This is a genomic window from Janibacter sp. LM (assembly GCF_039631275.1).
GTDB classification, from domain to species: domain Bacteria; phylum Actinomycetota; class Actinomycetes; order Actinomycetales; family Dermatophilaceae; genus Janibacter; species Janibacter terrae.
Genome location: NZ_JBDIVG010000014.1, coordinates 111929 through 130933, shown reverse-complemented (window position 1 = coordinate 130933; position 19005 = coordinate 111929). Strand labels below are relative to the sequence as shown.

The following is a 19005-nucleotide window of genomic DNA, read 5'->3' as shown; positions in this document are numbered from 1 at the left end:
CGCCCGGCGCCCTCACACCTCGACCACCGTTGACCACAGGAGAGACCCACGATGACACTTGCACCGGAGAAGAAGACGAAGAAGGCCAAGAAGCTGTCGATGAAGGCCCGCTACGAGGCCCTCACCCGCGGCCTCGACTGGGAGCCGTCCTACGTCGAGAAGGACGAGATGTTCCCGCACCTCGACTACGAGGGCATCAAGATCCACGACTGGGCGGCCTGGGAGGACCCCTTCCGCCTGACGATCGACGCCTACTGCAAGTACCAGGCCGAAAAGGACAAGCGCCTCTACGCCGTCCTCGACGGCTTCGCGCAGGGGCAGGGCCACCTCGGCCTGACCGATGCGAGCTACCTCAACGCGATGAAGATCTTCATCCAGGGCGTCACCCCGCTCGAGTACGGCGCCCACCGGCACTTCGCCTACCTGGCGCGGCACTTCGCCGGACCCGGCCCGCGGTTTGCGGCACTGTGCCAGTCGATCGACGAGATCCGTCACATGCAGACCGAGATCCACACCCTGTCCAACTACAACAAGTACTACTCGGGCCTGCACAACTGGCCGGAGCAGTACGACCGGGTCTGGTACCTGTCGGTGCCCAAGAGCTTCATGGAGGACGCACTGTCCTGCGGGCCCTTCGAGTTCCTCATCGCGATCGGCTTCTCCTTCGAGTACCTGCTGACCAACCTGCTCTTCGTGCCCTTCATGTCCGGGTCGTCCTTCAACGGCGACCTGCCGACGATGACCTTCGGCTTCTCGGCGCAGTCCGACGAGTCGCGGCACATGACCCTGGGCCTCGAGGCGATCAAGTTCCTCCTCGAGCAGGACGAGGCCAACGTCCCGATCGTCCAGGGCTGGATCGACAAGTGGTTCTGGCGCTCCTACCGCGTCACCGCACTCGTCGCCCAGATGCTCGACTACATGCTCCCGCGCAAGGTCATGAGCTGGAAGGAGTCCTTCGAGCTGTACTTCGAGGAGCAGATGCTCGGTGGCCTCTTCGAGGACCTCGCCTTCTACGGCATCACGCCTCCGCGCCACGTCGAGGACGCCATCAAGGAGAAGGACATCCTCTCCCACCAGGTGTACTGGACCCTCTACCAGTTCTCCTTCGCGGCCGCCTTCACGACGAGCGTTCCGAGCGACGAGCACATGGACTGGCTCTCGCAGGCCTACCCCGACACCTTCGACACCCACTACCGACCGCTCTGGGAGAAGGAGAAGAAGAACATCGAGGCCGGCGGACGGCATTTCGCGCCGGGCCTGCCCCAGCTGTGCCAGGTCTGCCAGGTGCCGATGCTCTTCACCGAGCCCGGCGACGCGACCACCTTCGCCCAGCGCGAGTCCGAGTTCGAGGGCGAGATCTACCACACCTGCTCCAACGGCTGCCAGTGGATCTTCGAGCGCGAGCCGGAGAAGTACCGCCAGGCCTGGCTGCCCGTGCACCAGATCTACCAGGGCAACTGCGGGGGTCCGACCGTGCCGGAGGTGCTCGAGTGGTACGGCCTGCAGGACGGCGACGCCGGTGAGTACATCGGATCGCGCGACCACCGCAACTGGCAGGCCTGGCACGACGAGGCCGCAGCCGACACCGCCACCCCCGACGACACGAAGGCAGGTGCCTGACATGGCGCTCAAGAGCATGGGTGCGTACGACTTCCCCTCCCGCTCCCGGCAGGAGCTCTACGGCGACGACCAGCTCGTCTCCGTGTGGTTCCAGGACACGATGTGGTTCGCCTCCCCGGCGATGTTCCGGGCACCGAGGGCGATGACCTGGGCCGACTTCCGGGACCAGATGTTCGTGCCCTTCGCCGAGGAGGACCCCGACTACGACCCCGCTGCTCCCCGCACGTGGACGCTGCACGGCGCCCCCTTCGAGCCGCGTGACGACCAGACGCTCGCCGAGCTCGGCGTCCGTCACAAGGACGTCATCGGCACTCGCGTGGCCGCCTGAGGTGGAGACGACGATTCCCTGAGGCGCTCCTGCGTGGCGCTCCGGGGAATCGTCGTCTCCTAGACCTCCCGCACAAGCCGTCAGCTCCCCCCTTCGTCCCGCTCGAGGAGAGACCCATGACCACCCACACGATCACCGTCGAACCCGTCGGCCGCGAGGTCGAGTGCGACGAGGACCAGACGATCCTCGACGCCTGCCTGCGGGCGGGGGTGTGGCTGCCCCACAGCTGCACCCACGGCACCTGCGCGACCTGCAAGGTCGACAAGCTCGACGGCGAGGTGGACCTGGGCGAGGCGAGCTCCTTCGCCCTCATGGACTTCGAGCGGGACGAGGGCAAGCTGCTCACCTGCTGCGCGAAGCCCCGCGGGGACGTGACGATCGAGGCCGACCTCGACGTCGACGAGGACATGGAGGTGCACCCGGTCGAGGACTACACGGGCACCGTCGTCGTCCTCGAGGACATCGCGCAGGACACCAAGCGGCTCGTCGTCGAGCTCGATCGTGAGATCGGTTTCAACGCGGGCCAGTACATGAAGTTCACCGTGCCCGGCGCGGGCGGGGCCGAGCCGTGCGACCGCACGTGGTCGATCGGCTCGCCCCCCGGAGAGAGCTCCCGGCTGGAGTTCCACATCCGCAACGTGCCCGGCGGGCGCGGGACGGACGGCTGGGTCTTCTCCACCCTGGCGACGGGGGACGAGGTCCGGTTGTCGGGGCCCTATGGGCGCTTCGTGCTCAAGACGGGTGACGACAAGCACGCGATCCTCGTCGGCGGCGGCACGGGTGTCGCGCCGCTGAAGTCGATGGTCCGGCACGCCCTCGAGGCGGGCGAGTACGAGGGAGACCTCACCCTCTACGCCGGAGGGCGCACCCGAGCCCACCTCTACGACGTCGACGTCTTCCGGGCGCTCGCCGACGAGTACGACGAGTTCACCTACCGGCCCTGCCTCTCCGACGAGACCCCCGAGCAGGTCGAGGCCGACGGCGAGGACCCGGACGACTACGCCTTCGGCATGGTCACCGATGTCATCGAGGCCGACCACGCGAAGCTCTCCGGCTGCCGCGGCTACCTCTGCGGCCCGCCGCAGATGGTCGACGCGGCCCTGAAGACCCTGATGAGCCGACGCCTCTTCCCCCGGGACATCTTCCGCGAGGACTTCTTCGACGAGTCGGACAAGAACTCCACAGGCCTGAAGAGTCCGCTCATCAAGCGCTGAGCCGACGGTGCGCTACAGGCCGGCGTCCCGCAGCTGCCGCGAGAGCGTGAAGGCAGCGGTGCGCACGGCCACGCCGAGGCGGGGCAGGTCCATCAGCTGGGTCTGCCCCGTCACGGACAGTGCGGCGCGGATCTTCTTGTCCGCGCCGAAGACGGGTGCGGCGACGCACGAGACCCCGAGATGGGACTCCTCGTGGTCGTAGGACGTGCCGTTGGTGCGGATGTCGCGCAGCGCCCGCTCGAGGCCTGGCGCCGTGACGATCGTGTGCCGCGTCATCGGCGTCAGGCCGGCCTCGACCCGTTGCGCGACGACGGCCCGCGGCGAGTACGCGAGCAGGGCCTTGCCGACGCCCGTCGCGTGCGCCGGGAGACGTCCCCCGATGCTGGAGGAGAGGGGCAGGCCGCCGCGCACGATCTCCACGTAGACGACCTCGACGCCGTCGAGGACCGCGAGGTGGACCTGGCGGTCGGTCGCCTGGTGCAGGTCGACCATGAGCGGCAGCGCGGCCTGGGCGAGCGTGCGCGGCAGCGGCACGTGCGTGCCGAGCTCGAAGAGCCGGACCCCGAGCGACAGCCGGGAGTTCTCGTGGCGCTCGACGAGGCGCTCGTCGACCAGCTGCGCGACGAGGCGGTGGACCGTCCCCTTCGCCAGCCCCGTGGCACCGGCGATCTCGCTGATGCCCACCGGGCCGGGCGCCTCCTCGATGACGGTGAGGATCGACGTGATCCGGCCGACGACGGACGAAGGGGGGTCGTTTCGTTGATCGGAACGCACTCCTTGATCATGCCCCATCCGAGGGCGACAGTGGACTCACCGACGCAGAGAAAGGGTGGACGAAGATGACCACCGCGACGCACGACCCCCACCCCCACGCCACCGTCGAGGACGCCTACTGCACCTCGACCCCCAAGCGGGCGGCCGGCGGCGGGCTGCGCTCGGTCGGCACCGCGCTCGACGTCCTCGAGTGCTTCGCCGTCGACTCCGCGCTCGGGGTCTCGGACGTCGCCCGTCGCCTCGGCGTCGCGAAGTCCACGGCCCACCGGGTGCTCACCACCCTCGCCGGTCGCGGCTTCGTCGAGCAGGACGCCAACGGCCTCTACCGTCTCGGCCTGCACCTCTACGACCTCGGGATGCTCTCCCACGCCCGCAACGGTCTGCGCCATGCAGCCTTGCCTGTCATGCAGGCCGTCGCCGAGCAGACCGGGCACACCGTCAACCTGGGCGTGCCCGACGGAGGCGACGTCGTCTTCATCGAGCGCATCGAGTCCGTCGACGGCGTGCGCATCCTCGGGCACAGCGGGCGGCGGCAGGCAGCCCACTGCGTCAGCTCGGGCCTGGCCATCGCGGCCTTCAACCCCGACGTCGACCGCGCCCGTCGCGAGGCCGGCTTCCCGCCCCGCACCCGCGGCACCGTGCGTCGGGTCGAGGAGTGGGAGGAGGCACTCGGCGTGGTCCGCCAGCGCGGCTATGCGGTGCTGCACTCCGGCTCCATCGCCGGGGCCAGCTCGGTCGCCGTCCCGATCCGCTCCCAGGGGCGTGCCATCGGCTCCTTGTCGGTCTTCGGCCCGACGCCCCTCATCGAGGCGGACGTGCGGCGGGTCGTCCCGCTGCTCACCGCCGCCGCCAACCGCATCGCCAAGTCGTACCAGACGACCTGAGCCGTGCCCCGACCGCTGCATTCCCCTAGGGCAATGCAGACCAGACCCTGCATTCCCCTAGGGCAATGCAGACCAGACCCTGCATTCCCCTAGGGCAATGCAGACGAACGGCCCCCAGATCGTGCATTCCCCTAGGGCAATGCGGGCGAAGGGGAGATCACGACCGAGTGCGTTCCCTCCGCGGGAACGTACGCCCCGACCAGCGAAGGACAGTCCTAGCGTGACCACCATGGAAGAGAGCACAGACGTCCGGTCCCGGGCAGCCCGGGTCCTCCTCGAGGCCTACGAGACCGGCCGTCCCACGGCCCCCCTCACCGAGCAGTTCGACGGGCTGACCGTCGAGGACGCCTACGCGATCCAGCTCGAGCAGGTGCGGTCCTGGACCGACGCCGGCCGCACGATCATCGGCCACAAGGTGGGGCTCACCTCGCTGGCGATGCAGAAGCAGCTCGGGGTGGACCAGCCGGACTTCGGCCACCTCACCGACGACTTCGCCCACCTGGAGCACCAGCCGATCGCCCTCGACACCTACCTGCAGCCGCGGGTGGAGCCCGAGATCGCCTTCGTCCTGCGCAAGCCCCTGACCGGGCCCGGCGTCACCCTGACCCAGGCCATCGACGCCGTCGACTACGTCCTGCCCGCGCTCGAGGTCGTCGACAGCCGCGTCGCGGACTGGAAGATCACCCTCGTCGACACGATCGCCGACAACGCCAGCTCCGGCGGCTTCGTCCTCGGCAGCACGCCGACCCGTCTCACCGACGTCGACCTGCGCCTCACCGGCTGCGTGTTCTCCCGCAACTCCCAGGTCGTCGGGACCGGCGCCGGCGGCGCCGTCCTCGGCTCGCCCATCTCCAGCCTCGTGTGGCTGGCCAACACCGTCGGTGCCTTCGGCACGACGCTCGAGGCCGGCCACGTCATCCTCCCCGGGTCCGTCACCTCGATGGTTCCCGTCGCGCCGGGCGACGTCTTCACCGCGACCTTCGGTGGTCTCGGCAGCGTCACCGCCGTGTTCGCAGACAAGTGAAAGGTGCACCCATGACCACCCGGACCAAGGGAACTGCCGCGATCGTCGGCCCCGGCAACATCGGCACCGACCTGATGTTCAAGCTCATGCGCCGCTCGGAGGTCCTCGAGCCGCGCTGGATGGTCGGCGTCGACCCCAGCAGCGACGGCCTGCGCCGCGCCAAGACCCTCGGCCTCGAGGCCAGCCACGAGGGCGTCGACTGGCTCCTCGCCCAGGACGAGCTGCCCGACGTCGTCTTCGAGTGCACCTCCGCCAAGGCCCACGAGGCCAACGCGCCGAAGTACGCCGAGGCCGGCATCCTCGCCGTCGACCTCACCCCCGCGGCCGTGGGTCCCTACCTGTGCCCGCCGGTCAACCTCGACTTCAACCTCGACGCGATGAACGTCAACATGATCACCTGCGGTGGCCAGGCGACGACCCCGATCGTCGCCGCCGTCTCGTCGGTCGTCGACGTCCCCTACGCCGAGATCGTCGCCTCGATCTCGAGCAAGTCGGCGGGTCCCGGTACCCGGGCCAACATCGACGAGTTCACCGAGACCACGAGCGAGGCCCTCGAGGTCGTCGGTGGCGCCAAGAGCGGCAAGGCGATCATCATCCTCAACCCGGTCGAGCCGCCGCTGATGATGCGCAACACCGTCTTCTGCGCCATCCCGCAGGCCGCGGCCGAGGCCGGCGCCCTGCGTGACCGCGTCGAGGAGTCCATCCACGCGATGGTCGCCCGCGTCCAGGAGTACGTGCCCGGCTACCACCTGCGGGCCGACCCGCAGTTCGACGACGCCCGCGACCTGTGGAACGGCATGGCCCGGGTCACCGTCCCGATCGAGGTCAAGGGTCGCGGCGACTACCTGCCGGAGTACGCCGGCAACCTCGACATCATCACGTCCGCCGCCGCCCGTGTGGGCGACATGATGGTGGCCCACAAGCTGGGGGTCGACTCCGGCTGGGTCGCCAGCGACGCCACGACCGGCCAGGAGGTCCCCGCATGAGCAACCAGATGACCCACCCCATCCCCCAGTTCTCCGGTGACGTCGACGTCCGCCTGACCGACACGACCCTCCGTGACGGCTCGCACGCGATGTCCCACCAGTTCACCGAGGAGCAGGTCCGCACGACGGTCCGCGCCCTCGACGACGCCGGCGTCCAGGTCATCGAGGTGACCCACGGCGACGGCCTCGGCGGCTCCTCCTTCAACTACGGCTTCTCCGCCGTCGACGAGATGTCCCTGATCAAGGCCGCGGTCGCCGAGGCGCACCAGGCCAAGATCGCCGTCCTCATGCTCCCGGGCCTGGGCACCGTCGAGAAGCTGCACGAGGCGCACAACATGGGTGCCCAGATCGCGCGCATCGCGACCCACTGCACCGAGGCCGATGTCTCGATCCAGCACTTCGGTGCCGCGCGTGACCTCGGCATGGAGACCGTCGGGTTCCTCATGCTCAGCCACATGATCGGCCCCGAGGAGCTGGCCAAGCAGGCCCGCATCATGGTCGACGCCGGCTGCCAGTGCGTCTACGTCGTCGACAGCGCCGGCGCCCTCATCCTCGAGGACGTCTCCGACCGCGTCGCCGCGATCGTCGCCGAGGTCGGCAAGGACGCCCAGGTCGGCTACCACGGCCACCAGAACATGTCCTTCGGCGTGGCCAACTCGGTCCTCGCCTACCGGGCGGGTGCCCGTCAGATCGACGGCTCGCTGTGCGCCCTCGGCGCGGGTGCCGGCAACTCCCCCACCGAGGTGCTCGCCACCTCCTTCGAGCGCCTGGGCATCCGCACCGGCGTCGACATCAGCGGCGTGCTGGCCGCGGCGGAGGACGTCGTCAAGCCCTTCATCCGCCGGATGCCGATCATGGACCGCTCCTCGATCACCCAGGGCTACGCGGGCGTCTACAGCTCCTTCCTGCTCCACGCGGAGCGGGCGGCCGAGCGCTACGGCGTGCCGGCCCACGAGATCCTCATGAAGGTCGGCGAGTACGGCTACGTCGGCGGCCAGGAGGACATGATCATCGACGTGGCCCTGGAGCTGCGCGACGGGAAGAAGGTCTCTGCATGAGCACGCAGTGGGACGTCGAGTCGGTCGCGACCGAGCTCCTGGCCTGCGAGGACGAGCGTCGCGACCGGGTGAAGTTCACCGACGAGTGGCCCGAGCTGGACGTGGCCACCGGCTACGAGATCCAGGACCTCACCCTGCAGCGCCGCCTCGACCGCGGGGAGAAGCTCATCGGCATCAAGCTGGGTCTCACCTCCCGGGCCAAGCAGCAGCGCATGGGGGTCGACACCCCCTTCGTCGCCTGGCTCACGGACGCCATGATCCTGCCGGCCGGTGACCCCGTGCCGCAGGACCAGCTGATCCACCCGCGCATCGAGCCCGAGCTCGTCTTCGTCATGGGCGAGCGGCTCGAGGGCCCCGGCGTCACAGCCGCCCAGGCGATGGCCGCCGTCGACCAGGTCCTCGGCGGCGCCGAGGTCATCGACAGCCGGTACAAGGACTTCAAGTTCGCGGCCGGCGACGTCATCGCCGACAACGCCAGCTCCGGCGCCTTCGTCACCGGCCCGGTGTCGCTGCCGCCGAGCGAGCTCGACCTGTCGACCGAGGCCGTCCTCGTCGAGGTCGACGGCCAGGTCGTCGACTCCGCCACGGGTGCCGCGGTCCAGGGCCACCCGGGCGAGGCGCTCGCGCTCGCGGCCAACGACCTCGCCCGGCGTGGTCACGCCATCGAGCCCGGCTGGATCGTCCTCACCGGCGGCATGACCGACGCGTACTTCGCGACGCCCGGGACCTCGATCTCGCTGCACTTCACCTCCCTGGGCTCCGTGCGGATCAACGGGGGCGAGTGACGTGCCCGTCGTCCAGGTCACGCTCACGCACGGGCGCAGCCCCGAGACGATCCGGTCGATGATCTCGGCGATCACGCAGGCCATGGTCGACTCCGGGGTCGCCCCCAAGGAGGCCGTGCGCGTCATGGTCTCCGAGATCCCCACCGCCCACTTCGCCGCTGGTGACGTCACCATCGCCGAGCGGCACGCCGCGCAGCAGCCCGCCACCCCCACCGAGGAGACCCCGACATGAGCGACCAGTTCTTCGGTCACATCATCGACAACGAGGAGGTCGAGTCGCTCAGCGGTGAGCGCTTCGACGTCTACAACCCGTGGACCCAGGAGGTCTTCGCCCAGGCCGCCGAGGGTGGTGCCGAGGACGCCGAGCGCGCCATCGCCAGCGCCCGCAAGGCCTTCGACGAGGGCCCCTGGCCGCGGATGACGCGCCCCGAGCGGGCCGCCGCGATCCACCGGCTCGCGGACCTCATGGAGGAGCGCGCCGACGAGCTGGCGACGCTCGACTCGACCAACATGGGCAAGCCCTTCGCCCAGGCCAAGCACGACGTCGGCCGGTCGGTCGCCAACTTCCGCTTCTTCGCCGACCACCAGCGTGACCACACCGGTGACGTCTACCCGATGCCGTCCGGGCACCACACCTACAGCGAGTTCGGTCCCGTCGGCGTCGTCGCGGCGATCTCGCCGTGGAACTTCCCGCTGATGATGGCGACGTGGAAGATCGCTCCCGCGATCGCCTGGGGCAACACCTGCATCATCAAGCCGAGCGAGGACACCCCGGCCTCGGTCACCCTGCTCGGCCGGCTCGCGGTCGAGGCCGGGTTCCCCCCGGGCGTGCTCAACGTCCTCAACGGCCACGGTGCGCCCGCCGGCTCGACGCTGACGGCCGACGACCGCGTCGACCGCGTCACCTTCACCGGCTCGTCGACCACGGGCAAGGCCGTCATGGCCTCGGCCTCCACGCACCTCGCGCCGGTCTCGCTCGAGCTGGGCGGGAAGGGGGCCAACCTCGTCTTCGACGACGCGGACATCGACAACGCCGTCTACTGGGCGGTCGAGGCGATCTTCCGCAACTCGGGGCAGATCTGCCTCGCGGGCTCGCGCCTCTTCGTCCAGTCGGGGATCTACGACGAGTTCATGGAGCGCTTCCAGGCCGCGGCCGAGGCGCTGACGATCGGCGACCCCTTCGATCCCGAGGTGAAGTTCTCCGTCCTCTCGTCCAAGAAGCACTTCGACAAGGTGTCGGGGTACGTGGGCGGCGTCGAGGCCGACGGCGGGACCATCCGCACCGGTGGGGTCGACGAGGACGGGCGCTGGCTCGTGCGGCCCACGATCATCGAGGACCTCCCGCTCGACGCCGCGGCGTACTGCGACGAGATCTTCGGTCCCGTGGTCGTCGTCAACAGGTTCGACACCGAGGCCGAGGCCGTCCGCCTGGCCAACGACACCCGCTACGGGCTCAACGCGATGCTCTTCACGGAGAACCTCTCCCGTGCGCACCGCGTCAGCTCCAACCTGCGGGCCGGCACGGTCTGGGTCAACTGCTTCTTCATCCGCGACCTGCGCACGCCCTTCGGTGGCGTCGGCGACTCCGGCGTCGGCCGCGAAGGGGGCGACTTCAGCCGCGAGTTCTTCACCGAGCCCAAGGCCGTGGTCATGCAGATCGACCGGAGCGTCCCCGGCGCCTGACGCCCCCTGACGAGCGAGACTCCCGGACCCCAGCCCTCGGGCGGGTCCGGGAGTCTCGTCGTGTCAGCGGCGTGGGGCGCCGACGTTCCGCGGAGCCGGACGATTGGCCGTCTCCCCGGGTCGTTATGGCATCGTGAGATGTCGCTCTTGATCCCGGGGGCGGTGACGTGCATTCGAGGAGAGCAGACATGAGCGGTCCGGAGAGCCCGCGGGGCGGCGACGCCTTCGACGACTTCTTCGGCGACCCCACCCCGTCCGGTCGGATGGGCCCCGCGCCCGACCAGCCGGCGGGAACCCCCTTCGCCGATGCCGACGACGAGACGACCCGAGCCATGGCCCCGGCCCGGCCCGAGGCCGACCCGGAGGCCACCCAGGCCGCCGAGGTGCTCCCCCCGATCACGCCCGAGCCGACGCCCCACGGCGCCGTCCCCGAGGCCTGGTGGGCACCCGAGCCCGAGAGCGCGCCCCCGCAGCGCGCCGATGGCGGCCACGGCAGCACCTGGCAGCCGGTCCCGTCTGCCGGGCCTGCGCGCGACGAGCCCCAGCCGTACCGCGAGCCGGGCCACCCGGGTCGCTCGGTGTCCCCGCTCGCCCTCGTCGCCATGCTCGTCGGTGGCGTCCTCCTCGGTGGGCTCTGCGTCGGCGGGCTCGTCATGACCCTGGGCGGCGGCGACGAGCCGGTCGCGCAGTCCACGACGGTCACCGAGCCGGGCACGCCGCCGGACTCGACGTCGTCGGGTGCGACACCGCCGTCCACGTCGTCGACGCCTCCGCCGTCCTCGTCGTCCTCGTCGTCCTCGTCCGCCCGCACCGGTCAGCTGCCAGCGGGCGCGAGCCGGTGCGCCGGCCCCAAGGACGGCGCCTCGGTCGCCCGGGGCACCCAGGTCACCAGCTGCGAGTTCGCCGCGGTCGTGCGCGACGCCTACCTCGCCGAGGCCCCCGAGGACGGGCGCGCCACGCTCGAGGTGCGCAGCCCGGTGACCGACAAGACCTACACGATGACCTGCAGCGGGGCGGCGGTCACCCGCTGCACCGGCGGTGACAACGCCGTCGTCATCCTCTACTGACGTGCGCCTGCCGCTCGTCGGGGTGAGCGCCCTGCTGCTCGGCCTCCTCCCCGCCTCGGCGTGCACCCGGGAGGTCGCACCGACGCCACCCGCGACGACGGCCAGCCCCACGTCCGCGGCCACGACGGCCCGGCCCTCGTCCACGAGGACACCGACGCGCCCGGACGCCCGTCGCCTGGACGCCGCCCTCGAGCGGGTCGCCCGGCAGCACCCCGACTCCGAGGTCGCCGTGGCCTGGGCGCCCGTCGGGACGAAGGGCAGGCCCCACGTCGTCGGCGACCCCACCCGTCTCGTCGCCTGGTCGACCATCAAGGTCCCCTTGGCCCTCGCCGTCGTCCGCGCCGGGCACGGCGAGGAGATGACGGACGACATCGACCGGGCGCTGCGCGCCTCGGACAACGAGGCGGCGACCCGGCTCTGGGAGCGCCTCGGCGGCGGCAGCCGCGCGAGCGAGGCGGTGGGCACCCAGCTGCGACGTGGCGGGGACCGGACCACCGACGTCCCGGCCGAGGTCACCGTCCCGGGGTACTCCCCCTTCGGCCAGTCGTCGTGGGCGCTCACGGCCCAGACCCGCTTCACCGCCGCCCTGCCGTGCCTGACCGGGTCGGCGTCGGTCACCGACGCGATGGGCCGGGTCTCCGACGGCCAGCGCTGGGGGCTGGGGGGCATCAGGGGTGCGCGCTACAAGGGTGGCTGGGGGTCGACGCCGGGCGGGTACGTCGTGCGGCAGCTGGGCATCGTGCCCGGGACGAAGGGGGACACCGCCGTGACCCTGCAGGTGCGGACCGGGACCCACGAGCAGGGCACGGCGATCGCCGACGAGCTCGTCGCGGCCCTGCGGGGGCACCGCGACGGACTGCCGGTCGGCACCTGCCGCTGAGCGGGGCGGATCAGGAGGTCGTGACCGAGTCGATGATCGTCTCCGCGACCTCGTCGGCGGTGTCCTGAGAGCCGGCCGAGACGGTGATCATCGCGGCGCCGGCATCGGTCGGCACGGCGAGCATCCGGGCGTGGAACTGCTGCGAGCCCTGGCCCATGGTGTAGCTGCTGTCGAGGGCCGCGCCGAGCTCGGTGCCCGTCTCGTCGATCTGGCCGACCTTGGCGCCGATCCCCTCCAGCTGCGACGTCATGTCGGCCTCGGTGGGCATCGCCGGCGAGGCGACGACGTTGACGTTGTTGCCGAAGCCCTGCTCCGTGTCACCGATGACCATGACGTCGACGGACTCCGCCACCTGCGCGACGAGCTCCTTGGCCGTGGTGCCCTGCCGTTCCGCCGAGTCCTCGAGGGCCTGGGGCGCCTGCTGGCTGCCGTCGGCGATCTTGGCCGGGTCGACGACGGTCCAGCCCTCGGGCACGTCGAAGGCGACGCCGGCCTGGGTCGCCGTCGCTGACTCGGCCTCGGGGGTGGACTCGGCCGAGGACTCGGCGGAGGACGTGGTGGCGGCGCTCGACTCGTCGCTCGTGCCGTCCCCGCCGCAGGCGGAGAGGGCGAGGACGGCGGCGCCGGCCAGGGCGGCGAGGACACGGGAGCGGTGCGTTGTCGTCATGCTTCGACCCTCGTGAGGCCACCCGGATCCGCGATGGGGAGCCCTCCCCGTCGACGACGCCCGCAGGCGGCGATGAGAGCGCCGCGGGGGCCGGGACACGTGTGGGGAGTCGTCCGACCGTCCCTCCCGCGCCGAGAGCGGCCGCCACGGGGCGTGCATGATGCTTCGTGGAGAGGGGGCGCGGGGTAGAATCGGGGGGTTGAGGCCGCGGCGCCAGCCCCATGGGGCCAGCCCGCGGTAATCCATGCACCGCACCAGCTCGAGGAGCACCGTGGCAGACGAGCAGTCGCCGAAGGCCCAGCCGAAGACCCCGGACCCCGGGGGGCCGGAGTACGACGCCAACGCGATCCAGGTCCTCGAGGGCCTCGAGGCCGTCCGCAAGCGCCCCGGCATGTACATCGGCTCCACCTCGGAGCGGGGCCTGCACCACCTCGTGTGGGAGATCGTCGACAACGCGGTGGACGAGGCGATGGCCGGCTACGCCGACACCATCGACGTCACCCTCATGGACAACGGCGCGGTCCGGGTCAAGGACAACGGCCGCGGCATCCCGACCGACATCCACGAGGCGGAGGGCATCTCGGCCGTCGAGCTCGTGCTCACCCAGCTGCACGCCGGCGGCAAGTTCGGCGGCGGCGGGTACAAGGTCTCCGGTGGTCTGCACGGCGTCGGCTCGTCCGTCGTCAACGCGCTCTCGACGCGGCTCGACGTCTGCGTGCGGCAGAAGGGTCACGCGCACCGCATGTCCTTCGAGCACGGCGTGCCGACCGGCCCCCTTCGCCAGGAGGAGGAGACCGATGCGACCGGCACGACGATCACCTACTGGGCCAACGACGAGATCTTCGAGACCGTCGAGTACGACTGGGAGACCATCCGGGCGCGCTTCCAGCAGATGGCCTTCCTCAACAAGGGCCTGACGATCAACCTCGTCGACGAGCGCGTCGAGGAGCCCACCGAGGCCGAGCAGGCCGAGGACCTCGACCACGTCGACGACGACATCACCGAGGTCGTCGACTCCGAGGACGGCGCGGCCGCGGCCCCCAAGAAGGCGCGCAAGGTCTCCTACCGCTACGACAACGGCATCGTCGACTACGTCACCCACCTCGTCTCCTCCAAGAAGGCCGAGCCGGTGACCGCCGAGATCATCTCGATCGAGACCGAGGACGTCGACCGGGCGCTCTCGCTCGAGCTGGCGATGCAGTGGACGAGCGCCTACAGCGAGTCGGTGCACACCTACGCCAACGCGATCAACACGCACGAGGGCGGCACCCACGAGGAGGGCTTCCGCGCGGCGCTGACCAAGCTCGTCAACGACTTCGCGCGCAAGCAGAACATCCTCAAGGACAAGGACGACAACCTCACCGGTGACGACATCCGCGAGGGCCTGACCGCCGTCATCTCCGTCAAGCTCGGTGAGCCGCAGTTCGAGGGCCAGACCAAGACCAAGCTTGGCAACTCCGAGGTCAAGGGCTTCGTCCAGCGGGCCATGACCGACGAGTTCGGCCACTGGCTCGAGGCGCACCCCAACGAGGGCAAGGACATCGTGCGCAAGTCGGTCCAGGCCGCCGCGGCGCGCATGGCCGCCCGCAAGGCGCGCGAGGCGACCCGCCGCAAGGGCCTGCTCGAGTCCGGCGGCCTGCCGGGCAAGCTCTCCGACTGCCAGAGCAAGGACCCCACGGTCTCCGAGGTCTTCATCGTCGAGGGCGACTCCGCCGGCGGTTCGGCCAAGGCCGGGCGCAACCCGGAGAACCAGGCGATCCTCCCGATCCGCGGCAAGATCCTCAACGTCGAGAAGGCCCGCATCGACAGGATCCTCGCCAACCAGGAGGTCCAGGCGCTGATCTCGGCCTTCGGCACGGGCATCGGCGAGGACTTCGACATCGCCAAGGCGCGCTACCACAAGATCGTGCTCATGGCCGATGCCGACGTCGACGGCATGCACATCCGCACGCTCCTGCTGACCCTGCTCTTCCGCTTCATGAAGCCCCTCATCGAGGCCGGGTACGTCTACCTCGCCCAGCCGCCGCTCTACCGGCTCAAGTGGTCCAACCACGACCACGAGTTCGCCTTCACCGACCGGGAGCGTGACGCGATGATCGCGGCCGGCCAGGCGAAGGGGTGGCGACTGCCCAAGGACAACTCGATCCAGCGCTACAAGGGTCTCGGCGAGATGAACTACCAGGAGCTGTGGGAGACCACGATGGACCCCGACACCCGGGTGCTGCTCCAGGTGACGCTCGACGACGCGGCCGCCGCCGACGAGATCTTCGCCGTGCTCATGGGCGAGGACGTCGAGTCCCGACGCAGCTTCATCCAGAAGAACGCGCGCGACGTGCGCTTCCTCGACATCTGAACCCTCGGGGGGCTCCGCCCCCCGAGTGCCCCCCCGAGAACCGCGGAGCTGGCCCCGAACCCGCCTCCGCCCCCTTCGGCCACGACCCCGAGGTGACCTGCAGACCATGACCGACACTCCCACCACGCCCGAGACCGACCGGACCGAACCGGTCGACCTCAACGCGGAGATGCAGCGCAGCTACATCGAGTACGCGATGAGCGTCATCGTCTCGCGCGCGCTGCCCGACGTGCGCGACGGCCTCAAGCCGGTGCACCGCCGCATCGTCTACGCGATGTACGACGGCGGCTACCGCCCCGACCGTGGCTACAACAAGTGCTCGCGCGTCGTCGGCGACGTCATGGGCCAGTACCACCCGCACGGTGACAGCGCGATCTACGACGCCATGGTCCGCCTCGTGCAGCCGTGGTCGCTGCGCTACCCGCTCATCGACGGCCAGGGCAACTTCGGCTCCGCCGGCAACGACGGTGCCGCCGCCCCGCGGTACACCGAGTGCAAGATGGCGCCGCTGTCGCTGGAGCTCGTGCGCGACATCGACCAGGAGACGGTCGACTTCGTCCCCAACTACGACGGCAAGACGCTGCAGCCGGACGTGCTGCCCGCGCGCTTCCCCAACCTGCTGGCCAACGGCTCCGCCGGCATCGCCGTCGGCATGGCCACGCAGATCCCGCCGCACAACCTGCGCGAGGTCGCCGACGCCGCCCAGTGGATGCTCGACCACCCCGAGTCCTCGCGCGAGGAGGCCCTCGAGGCGGTCATGGGCTTCATCAAGGGCCCCGACTTCCCGACCGGCGCGCTCATCATGGGGCACCGCGGCATCGAGGACGCCTACCGCACCGGCCGCGGGTCGATCATCATGCGCGCGGTCGTCGAGGTCGAGGAGATCCAGGGCCGCACCTGCCTCGTCGTCACCGAGCTGCCCTACCAGGTCAACCCCGACGCGCTGGCGCAGAAGATCGCCGAGATGACCAAGGAGGGTCGCCTGAGCGGTATCGCGGACATCCGCGACGAGACCTCCGGGCGCACCGGCCAACGCCTCGTCATCGTCCTCAAGCGGGACGCGGTCGCCAAGGTCGTGCTCAACAACCTCTACAAGCACACCCAGCTGCAGACCAACTTCGGCGCCAACATGCTGGCCCTCGTCGACGGGGTGCCCCGCACCCTGCCGGTCTCGGCCTTCATCCGGTACTGGGTCGAGCACCAGATCGACGTCATCATCCGGCGCACCGAGTACCGGCTGCGCAAGGACGAGGCCGCGATCCACATCCTGCGCGGCTACCTCAAGGCCCTCGACATGCTCGACGAGGTCATCGCGCTCATCCGCCGCTCGCCGACGGTCGACGAGGCCCGTGCGGGTCTGATCGAGCTCCTCGACATCGACGAGGTGCAGGCGATGGCGATCCTCAACCTCCAGCTGCGGCGCCTCGCCGCGCTGGAGCGGCAGAAGATCATCGACGAGCACGACGAGATCGAAGCCCGGATCCTCGACTACAAGGACATCCTCGCCAAGCCCGAGCGGCAGCGGCAGATCGTCAAGGACGAGCTCGCGGAGATCGTCGACCGCTACGGCGACGACCGGCGCACGCGGATCCTGCCCTACGACGGCGACGTCGCCATGGAGGACCTCATCCCCGAGGAGGACGTGGTCGTCACGATCACCCGGGGCGGCTACGCCAAGCGCACCCGCGTGGACGAGTACCGGGCGCAGAAGCGTGGCGGCAAGGGGGTGCGCGGCGCCTCCCTGCGCGGTGAGGACGTCGTGCGCAACTTCTTCACGACCACCTCCCACCACTGGCTGCTGTTCTTCACCAACCTCGGCCGGGTCTACCGGGTCAAGGCCTACGAGCTGCCCGAGGCGGCGCGTGACGGCAAGGGCCAGCACGTCGCCAACCTGCTGGCCTTCCAGCCGGACGAGCAGATCGCGGCCGTCTACGCGATCAAGGACTACGAGGCGGCGCCCTACCTCGTGCTCGCGACCAAGCGCGGCCTGGTCAAGAAGACCCGCCTGACGGAGTACGACTCGCCGCGCAGCGGCGGCCTCATCGCCATCAAGCTGCGTGAGGACGACGAGCTCATCGGCGCCGCCCTCGTCGCCGCCGAGGACGACCTGCTGCTCGTCTCGCGCAACGCGATGTCGGTGCGCTTCCACGCCACGGACGACGTCATCCGCCCGATGGGCCGCTCGACGAGCGGTGTGACGGGCATGAAGTTCCGCGGCGACGACTCGCTGCTCGCGCTCAACGTCATCGAGGACGGCACCGACCCGGACGTCTTCGTCGTCTTCGAGAACGGTGTGGCCAAGCGGACCGCCGCCTCGCAGTGGACCGCCAAGGGCCGGGCCGGTCTGGGTGTCACGGCGGCCAACTCCGGCAAGGGCGGCCAGCTCGTCGGCGCACTCGTCGTCGACGAGAGCGACGAGGTCATGGTCGTCATGGAGAAGGGCAACATCGTGCGCTCCGCGGTCACCGAGATCAACCGCACGAGCCGCAACACGATGGGGGTCAGCTTCGCCACGCCGCGCAAGGGCGACGCGATCGTGGCCGTCGCCCGCAACGTCGACCGCGGCGACGCGGACCCGGAGGCTGACGTCGACGAGCAACCCGACGGGGTAGCGTCGGAGCCTGACGAGCAGTCCGCCGGGAGCGACCCGGTGGAGCCCGCCCAGCAGGGGGACATCCCCGGAGGTGACCAGGAGTGAGCCCGACAGGAGACACCACGGCCGTGCGCACGGCCGCCGGCCCGTCCCAGACGCCCCGCCGCGCCCCGTCCGGCAGCGCGGCCCGTCCGGCCCCGAGGGCCGGCCGACGCGTGAAGCTCATGGTCTCGCGGGTCGACCCCTTCTCCGTGATGAAGGTCGGCTTCCTCGTCTCGGTGGCCATGGGCATCGCCATGGTCGTCATGACCGGCGTGATGTGGGGCCTGCTCTCGGCGATGGGGGTCTTCGACTCCGTCAACGAGCTGGCCGGCCAGATCATCGGCGACGGCTCCGGTGAGACCTTCGACGTCATGGACTTCCTCGGCTTCGGCCGCGTGCTGTCCCTGTCGATCGTCCTGGCGGTCGTCGACGTCTTCCTGCTGACGGCCATCGCGACCCTCGGCGCCTTCCTCTACAACATCGTCGCCAGCCTCGTCGGCGGCGTGCACATGACGCTGACCGACGACTGATTCCCCCCGGCCTGCCGCCGTTTTGGTGGTGGCGGCAGGTGTGGGGTAATCTCGGGCGTCGCGCCACGGAGAGATCCACGGCGCAGCACGGGCCCATAGCTCAGGCGGTTAGAGCGCTTCGCTGATAACGAAGAGGTCGGAGGTTCAAGTCCTCCTGGGCCCACCACTTTCGACGGTGAGGAGAGATCCATGAAGAAGGTCCTCGTACTCGTCGCGGCAGCAGCCGGCGCGGTGTACGCGCGGCACAGGATCGAGCAGCAGCGTTCCGAGAAGGACCTGCACGCCGCCACCAGCCGCATGGGCAACGCACCGAAGTCCTCCTCCGGGACCGGCGCCGCATGGGCGGCCGCCAGCGACCGTCCCACCTGATCCACCAGCCCTCGGGGGCGTGGCGCAATTGGTAGCGCACCTGCTTTGCAAGCAGGGGGTTGTCGGTTCGAGTCCGATCGCCTCCACCGAGGACGAAGGGGGTGTTCCGCGCTGCGGTTCACCCCCTTCGTCGTATCCGGGTCATCCC

General features: G+C 70.2%; 18 protein-coding genes and 2 tRNA genes. 18 read left to right on the top strand and 2 right to left on the bottom strand.

What is annotated here, in order from left to right:
- The first annotated feature begins 51 nt into the window (after positions 1-51).
- The 3 genes from ABC138_RS09020 (at position 52) to ABC138_RS09010 (ending at position 3162) form a co-directional block, all read left to right on the top strand.
- Positions 52-1620, top strand: coding sequence for a YHS domain-containing protein (locus ABC138_RS09020; RefSeq protein ID WP_068425811.1), 1569 nt, complete (start codon positions 52-54; stop codon positions 1618-1620).
- Between the two features lies 1 nt (position 1621).
- Positions 1622-1948 (top strand): phenol hydroxylase subunit P4, encoded by a 327-nt coding sequence (locus ABC138_RS09015; RefSeq protein WP_068327592.1) that lies wholly within the window; start codon positions 1622-1624, stop codon positions 1946-1948.
- Between the two features lie 116 nt (positions 1949-2064).
- Positions 2065-3162: a 2Fe-2S iron-sulfur cluster-binding protein gene (locus ABC138_RS09010; protein WP_068327589.1), complete on the top strand. Its 1098-nt coding sequence runs from the start codon at positions 2065-2067 to the stop codon at positions 3160-3162.
- 12 nt (positions 3163-3174) lie between these two features.
- Here ABC138_RS09010 and ABC138_RS09005 read toward each other — a convergent pair whose 3' ends face one another.
- The gene (locus ABC138_RS09005) at positions 3175-3936 is read right to left on the bottom strand and encodes an IclR family transcriptional regulator (RefSeq protein ID WP_068327587.1); all 762 of its coding nucleotides are present in this window, start codon (positions 3934-3936) and stop codon (positions 3175-3177) included.
- Positions 3937-4001: 65 nt separating this feature from the next.
- On the opposite strand from ABC138_RS09005, the gene ABC138_RS09000 reads away from it, so the two are divergent.
- The 9 genes from ABC138_RS09000 (at position 4002) to ABC138_RS08960 (ending at position 12303) form a co-directional block, all read left to right on the top strand.
- Entirely contained in the window at positions 4002-4820 is an 819-nt protein-coding gene (locus ABC138_RS09000; protein ID WP_082807682.1) for an IclR family transcriptional regulator, read from the top strand.
- A gap of 229 nt (positions 4821-5049) precedes the next feature.
- Entirely contained in the window at positions 5050-5844 is a 795-nt protein-coding gene (locus ABC138_RS08995) for a 2-keto-4-pentenoate hydratase (protein ID WP_068329284.1), read from the top strand.
- An 11-nt stretch (positions 5845-5855) separates the two neighbouring features.
- The gene (locus tag ABC138_RS08990; protein ID WP_068327585.1) at positions 5856-6830 is read left to right on the top strand and encodes an acetaldehyde dehydrogenase (acetylating); all 975 of its coding nucleotides are present in this window, start codon (positions 5856-5858) and stop codon (positions 6828-6830) included.
- Positions 6827-7888, top strand: coding sequence for a 4-hydroxy-2-oxovalerate aldolase (gene dmpG / locus ABC138_RS08985; RefSeq protein ID WP_255218330.1), 1062 nt, complete (start codon positions 6827-6829; stop codon positions 7886-7888). The genes ABC138_RS08990 and dmpG overlap by 4 nt, the downstream gene beginning before the upstream one ends.
- Positions 7885-8673, top strand: a complete 789-nt coding sequence (locus ABC138_RS08980; RefSeq protein ID WP_338539079.1) for a fumarylacetoacetate hydrolase family protein — start codon at positions 7885-7887, stop codon at positions 8671-8673. The genes dmpG and ABC138_RS08980 overlap by 4 nt, the downstream gene beginning before the upstream one ends.
- Before the next feature lies 1 nt (position 8674).
- Entirely contained in the window at positions 8675-8905 is a 231-nt protein-coding gene (locus tag ABC138_RS08975; protein ID WP_068327578.1) for a tautomerase family protein, read from the top strand.
- Positions 8902-10356: an aldehyde dehydrogenase gene (locus tag ABC138_RS08970; protein WP_345913447.1), complete on the top strand. Its 1455-nt coding sequence runs from the start codon at positions 8902-8904 to the stop codon at positions 10354-10356. The genes ABC138_RS08975 and ABC138_RS08970 overlap by 4 nt, the downstream gene beginning before the upstream one ends.
- A gap of 188 nt (positions 10357-10544) precedes the next feature.
- A complete protein-coding gene (locus tag ABC138_RS08965; RefSeq protein ID WP_345913446.1) occupies positions 10545-11423 on the top strand; it encodes a hypothetical protein in 879 nt (292 codons plus the stop codon).
- A 1-nt stretch (position 11424) separates the two neighbouring features.
- Positions 11425-12303 carry a hypothetical protein gene (locus tag ABC138_RS08960; protein ID WP_338539076.1) on the top strand — a complete coding sequence of 293 codons (879 nt, stop codon included), beginning with the start codon at positions 11425-11427 and terminating at the stop codon, positions 12301-12303.
- Positions 12304-12313: 10 nt separating this feature from the next.
- Here ABC138_RS08960 and ABC138_RS08955 read toward each other — a convergent pair whose 3' ends face one another.
- Entirely contained in the window at positions 12314-12970 is a 657-nt protein-coding gene (locus ABC138_RS08955; protein ID WP_068327562.1) for a hypothetical protein, read from the bottom strand.
- A 271-nt stretch (positions 12971-13241) separates the two neighbouring features.
- Between ABC138_RS08955 and gyrB the strand changes: the two genes are divergently transcribed.
- The 6 genes from gyrB (at position 13242) to ABC138_RS08925 (ending at position 18943) form a co-directional block, all read left to right on the top strand.
- Complete coding sequence (gene gyrB / locus ABC138_RS08950) at positions 13242-15323, top strand: DNA topoisomerase (ATP-hydrolyzing) subunit B (protein WP_068425345.1); 2082 nt, start codon at positions 13242-13244, stop codon at positions 15321-15323.
- 106 nt (positions 15324-15429) lie between these two features.
- A complete protein-coding gene (gene gyrA / locus ABC138_RS08945; protein WP_068327558.1) occupies positions 15430-18021 on the top strand; it encodes a DNA gyrase subunit A in 2592 nt (863 codons plus the stop codon).
- A complete protein-coding gene (locus ABC138_RS08940) occupies positions 18018-18488 on the top strand; it encodes a DUF3566 domain-containing protein (RefSeq protein ID WP_245634814.1) in 471 nt (156 codons plus the stop codon). The genes gyrA and ABC138_RS08940 overlap by 4 nt, the downstream gene beginning before the upstream one ends.
- Before the next feature lie 89 nt (positions 18489-18577).
- Positions 18578-18654 (top strand) — tRNA-Ile (locus ABC138_RS08935).
- Between the two features lie 23 nt (positions 18655-18677).
- Positions 18678-18857, top strand: a complete 180-nt coding sequence (locus ABC138_RS08930) for a DLW-39 family protein (protein WP_068425341.1) — start codon at positions 18678-18680, stop codon at positions 18855-18857.
- 13 nt (positions 18858-18870) lie between these two features.
- Positions 18871-18943: transfer RNA gene (locus ABC138_RS08925), tRNA-Ala, on the top strand.
- Positions 18944-19005 lie beyond the last annotated feature (62 nt).